The sequence below is a fragment of the Pseudoalteromonas sp. Isolate6 genome (genome assembly GCF_022398435.1).
Lineage (GTDB): Bacteria > Pseudomonadota > Gammaproteobacteria > Enterobacterales > Alteromonadaceae > Pseudoalteromonas > Pseudoalteromonas galatheae.
Genome location: NZ_JAKEVK010000275.1, coordinates 1 through 4,901 on the forward strand (window position 1 = coordinate 1; position 4,901 = coordinate 4,901).

The window sequence follows — 4,901 nt, forward strand, 5'->3', positions numbered from 1 at the left end:
TTTTTAATCAGCATAGCGTTAAATAACTTTTTATAAAAATCAACATTCCCTCTCAGGATAAAAAACAACCGCTCGAAACCCATCTGTTGTGCTTTATCTAATAATAGGCCATAAACCACTCTGGTAATTGCGACATCTTTACTCGATATACTAAGCTGGCCGACAACTGCATCCTTTTTAGGGTCAAAGCCATCGCTTAATGATGCCCTTACTTCTTTCCAAACATCTTCATCTTCATACGCGCTGCTCAATCCAAAAGTGGCTATTGGATTATGTGGAACTTGGCTTATATCACTAAGTAGGTATAGAGAAATCCCTTTACCTAAGATTTTATCTTTGGTAACTCTGATAGCCGGAAAGTTTTCCACATAGTTTTCTTTCAACGTTTTAACTGCGACATCAATATTATTAAAATTACATGCTTCAATTTTAAAAGACATAGTAAATTCCTCTCATTCTGTTTTTAAAGGAGAGGTAAAATCTGTCTGCAGCCAGAGTTCACCTTGCATCAGGCATTTGCTTGTTTGCCCGATAGACATAAGGTTAAGGCGATAATGGCAGATGCCAGAGGCCGATATTTGGCAAAATCACAAACCAATAAGCCATTTAATATCAATAAGTTAAAAACTTCGGAAAGAAATAGGAAATAGATTAGAAAAAGGAAGGTGCTACTTGTAGCATTTGATATAAAACGATTTCAAACTAGCTCAGTATTTTTACAAACGTCAATTACAGACAACCCACTCTGCCAGCTCTTTAGCCAGCAATCGGTTTGCTTGAAAGTTTTGCAGGTAAATATTGTAGTTCGATGTAATGGTTGAACTTAAACACCTTAAGCTGAAGGCTCGTGGTATTTGAGGGTGCTTCAATGAGCTATTGCTAACTCATCGAATAATGAACAAAAGTTCTCTCGATTTTCACTTCTGTTGATGGGGAGTATGCAGCAGCGCTGAGTGCGCTGCCCATTGGCTTAGTTGAAAGTTAGCCCAATAAACAAGCAACCCAGATTAGATAACACTACCATTGTTATTTGCTTTCACTTCAAGTTTTACCACCTCACCTAACTCTTCAAGCCACTTAGGCGAGTTAGAAACTCTGGAACTCAAGTAGTCAAGTAACTGAGCTTTCATCACTGTTGTTGCTTCATATTGAGTATGAAACTGTTGTTTTTTCAGCGCTTCAAGGTGGGAGTCCAGTGCATTTCTCAAAACATTAGGATCCAAATCTAAAGCTTCATTAAACAGAATAATGTATTTTTCTCTCGCTCTTTGAATATTATCTTGAGTATCACGGTAATTCTTGACCAAGTTAGCCTTTGGGTTTTCTTTTCTTGACAAATAGTTACCAAGGATCTCAAGCTGTTTCAAATCATTCGAAAGGTCCGCAGCAAGAGCTGAAAGGTTACTTACCAAAAGGCTGCTTTTTTCCACTAAGTCTTTGTTTACTCCAGCTTCGACAATCATCACGATATGTGACGGCTGCCCTTTCACATTTTTCAGCTTAATGTAAAACATTTCATTGTTTTCATAGACATCAGAGTCAGGAATAATAGGAATATTTATTGATTTTTGCACTTCACCAGGCTGGAACTGTAAAGCAATATCAAGAGCTCGATAGTCCTCAGCTGCTTTTGCAGTACCATCTTCTGTTATCAACTCAATCTGTTGTACTAAATCAATGCCAGTTGTTCGATGAAGAGTAACTTCCACGACAGCACTAGACTCTTGAACTTCAGTCTTCACACCAGAAAAAGTAATATTTTCATATTCTTTAGGAAAGAAATATGGATAAGACAGCGCTGCTAATGTTGATAAACAAAGTACCCAACTAAAGGAAGTAACAAACGAAAAATGCCAACGCGCAAACAGTAATGGCTGAGCACAAACACCACACTTGTTGGCATATGATTTAGTAAATAACTTATGCGCCCGAGCATTACTACAGTGTTCTATATTGCTGCAATAATATTGTGCTTTTATTGGTTTAATCGACATCTACATTACTCAAAGTATCATATCTATTTCTTGTGCTAGTGATTCAAGCTCACTCTCTAGCTGGTTTAGCATTTGCTGTTGTCGTGATTCGCTTGCCGCTTCTTGAAATTGTCTCAAGACCTCCTCTCGACTCAGGCCGAGCCATGGGTAGCGTGTTTTCAGCTGGCTAATTTTTGTCTGATTAATACGCTCAAGACCTTTGTATGTTTCTATCTTACCCAGCAACGCATCATGGCTTGCAATTAAAGCGTTTAACTTCTCACTTTGTATTACTATCAACTGCGTTAGTTGTACCTTGTCACTTTCAAGCTCTTGATTTTCTTCTTCAATCGCATTCATTTGAGCTTCGATATCCACTACCCTTCGGTTTAGCTGTGCCTGTCGTTGCTTTGCTTTTTCTTCGCTCCATCCATACAACCCACCAGTTGTTGGATCACCTGTCGTCTCACAACCTGATAGCAAAGACAAAAACAAGCAATATATAACCCGCTTCAGCATTAGTATAATTTCCGTCTATCTAATGAAGCTAGCTGGGCTTGCATGAGTTCTAGCTCGTTCTTTTCAGCAAGAAGTTGTTGAATAACCGTTTCACTATGTGAGGCTAATTGTACAGAAACTGTTTCTCTTTCTTGTGCCAGCACATCCTTTTGGTACTGAATTTCTTCAGTCAATATCTCGACTAACTTAGCTGACTTGGAAACCGCTTTAGACAAGCTATCTTTTTGCGTTTCTAAGCCACTATACTCAGCACTGCGTTTTTGAGACTCTGCCTCAATGCTTTCTAACTGAGCGGTATAACCTTCTATTTCCAAATGAATTTTTTCTCTTTCATTTTTTGCTGCGATAAGTTTCTCTTGTGCCCCTTTAATCACATCTTGCATATATAACTCAGTATTAGCGTAATCCTGCTTCTTCTTAACCACACTCTTGGCATAAAGATCACCGGCAACAGCACCAATCAATGCACCAATCATCGCGGCTTGCTTATTGTCACCTAACACCAAACCAAGCGCACCACCAATGAGCGCACCTGTCGATGCTCCCTCGGCTCGAGTTTTAGTGTCGTCAGTCATTGCACACCCGGATAGCAAAGCTGTCATGATTGAAGCAGCAACAAGGTTTTTCCTACTTTTCATCGTTCGTTTCCCACTGGTTATTGGATTTAGTAAGTACATCAGCTAATTCTTCGATATCGCTCGAGGCATGGCTGTTAGGGGCAGGTAGTAGCTCTTCTATGGTCGACTCTTTAGTATTTAAATGACGGTAATCATTTTCGATACGCTCTTTTTCTTCTAGTAAGTCCTCAAAATCATCGCTGTCGCGCAGGAAACTCAACCTTCTTTCTGTAACTTCGTCTGCCAGCTTTTGCTTTTCGTCTTTGCTTTGTTTTAAATCAACTAAACGCTGCTCTAAACGCATACTATCGACATCGGCAATTGATTTGAGCTTACGATCTCGACTATCAAGCTGCGCTTGGATCAGGCTTTCGTCTTTAATTTCTAGTCTTTCAATCAGTAGATCCATTCCTCGACTGCGCCTCAACAGAGCCGATACCTCACTGAGTAATTCATCTTGTAACTTTGCGTTATATTCACGTTTGTTTACCCAAAGCGTAATGGAAGGGATAAGTAATGTTGATGCCTTGAAAAGCCTAATAACTTCCTGTTTTATATCTTCTAGTTCATTCTCAATCGCCAATTTTTTACAGACTCTATCGTCATTCCCTTTAAGGGCTGTGTTGGTATGACGCTCAGGAGAATCGATTCGGTAACCAAAGTCCCATTTTTCAAACGTTTCCCAACTATGTTCACCACCGGCATCACTGACGACTAGACCGAGCACTTCAAATGCGCCACTGAATGAATACTCGGCACCAATCCCGTCTTGTCCACCAAAAAAATGCTTAAATTGGATTGGTATTTTTTTACCTCTTAGCTCTTCAAGCCTCATGGCATCTTCAGATTCAACTGCCATTAGTGACTTAATACTTACCACCAAGCCATGCTGTTCACTTAATCGTTTGCCAATTTCACCTTCAAGTTGAGGCCGAATTAATTCTTCAAACTGACTTAATGCTTTGTAATGATTAAACTTGTCATTCAACATCACTTCTTTGCAAATGTCGTGTACTAGTACTTTTATTCTGTCGAGAATTTGTGCTTGCGTTATCGCTAACAAATCAATCTGATTGTCGTTTTCACTACTTGCAAATAAGTGACGATATTTTTCAAACTCTCCTTCTTTTGCCTTAACTTCCATGCGAATATTTAACCTTACACGGCTACCAAACATCCCCGTTTTAAATGCGCCATCTTCTTTATCAAACGTGAGCATCAACCCATTCAATAACCTCAGCGGAGCAATGTTTGGTAATGTATGAAATGAATTAAGTTCATAACCAATTGCGGTAGCTTGTTGCTTAACACTATTTTTAACCTGATCGGAGATAGAGACGTCTTGACTCGTTGCCGTTTTGAAGTTGCTCAGCAAATCCATTTCAGATTTGCCCAAAATATGCTGACGGATTGCTCTATCAATACCCGCTTTCATGTGTGCTACCACCCCCTCGATATCGCTAATTTCAGACTTGCGATAGGCTTGGTAGTTATTCAATGTCATTTGACATTCGGACGTTACTTCTAAGCCCGTTTCTTTAATCTTGGTACTATATTTAAATTCGGCATATCGCTCTGGTGCGTTACGCAGTGTGAAGCCAATATTAAAATCCATTCCTTTTAATTCTTGCTGCATTTGCTCGCACACCGACGTGTTTAATTCACTGCTTTCTCCACGCTGTAGCTCTAGCTGATAAAACTCATCTAATAAGTTGCTATTTTGTGAGTCCAAACATTTCTTATACATTTTCGACATGCAGTGATGCAGGTGCTTATCTATTAAATTAAATAA

Annotated in this window: 5 protein-coding genes; all 5 read right to left on the reverse strand. The window is 39.3% G+C overall.

Going from position 1 to position 4,901, the window contains the following annotated elements:
• Positions 1-440, reverse strand: a 440-nt coding sequence (locus L1D50_RS21530; protein ID WP_239966788.1) for a hypothetical protein, incomplete at its 3' end; no start/stop codon positions are given.
• A gap of 567 nt (positions 441-1,007) precedes the next feature.
• Entirely contained in the window at positions 1,008-1,994 is a 987-nt protein-coding gene (locus L1D50_RS21535) for a Calx-beta domain-containing protein (protein ID WP_239966789.1), read from the reverse strand.
• Between the two features lie 9 nt (positions 1,995-2,003).
• Positions 2,004-2,492 (reverse strand): hypothetical protein, encoded by a 489-nt coding sequence (locus tag L1D50_RS21540; protein ID WP_128727492.1) that lies wholly within the window; start codon positions 2,490-2,492, stop codon positions 2,004-2,006.
• Positions 2,492-3,130, reverse strand: a complete 639-nt coding sequence (locus L1D50_RS21545; protein WP_161568693.1) for a glycine zipper domain-containing protein — start codon at positions 3,128-3,130, stop codon at positions 2,492-2,494. The genes L1D50_RS21540 and L1D50_RS21545 overlap by 1 nt, the downstream gene beginning before the upstream one ends.
• On the reverse strand, positions 3,120-4,901 hold a 1,782-nt coding region (locus L1D50_RS21550), incomplete at its 5' end, for a hypothetical protein (RefSeq protein ID WP_239966790.1). The genes L1D50_RS21550 and L1D50_RS21545, both read right to left, overlap by 11 nt.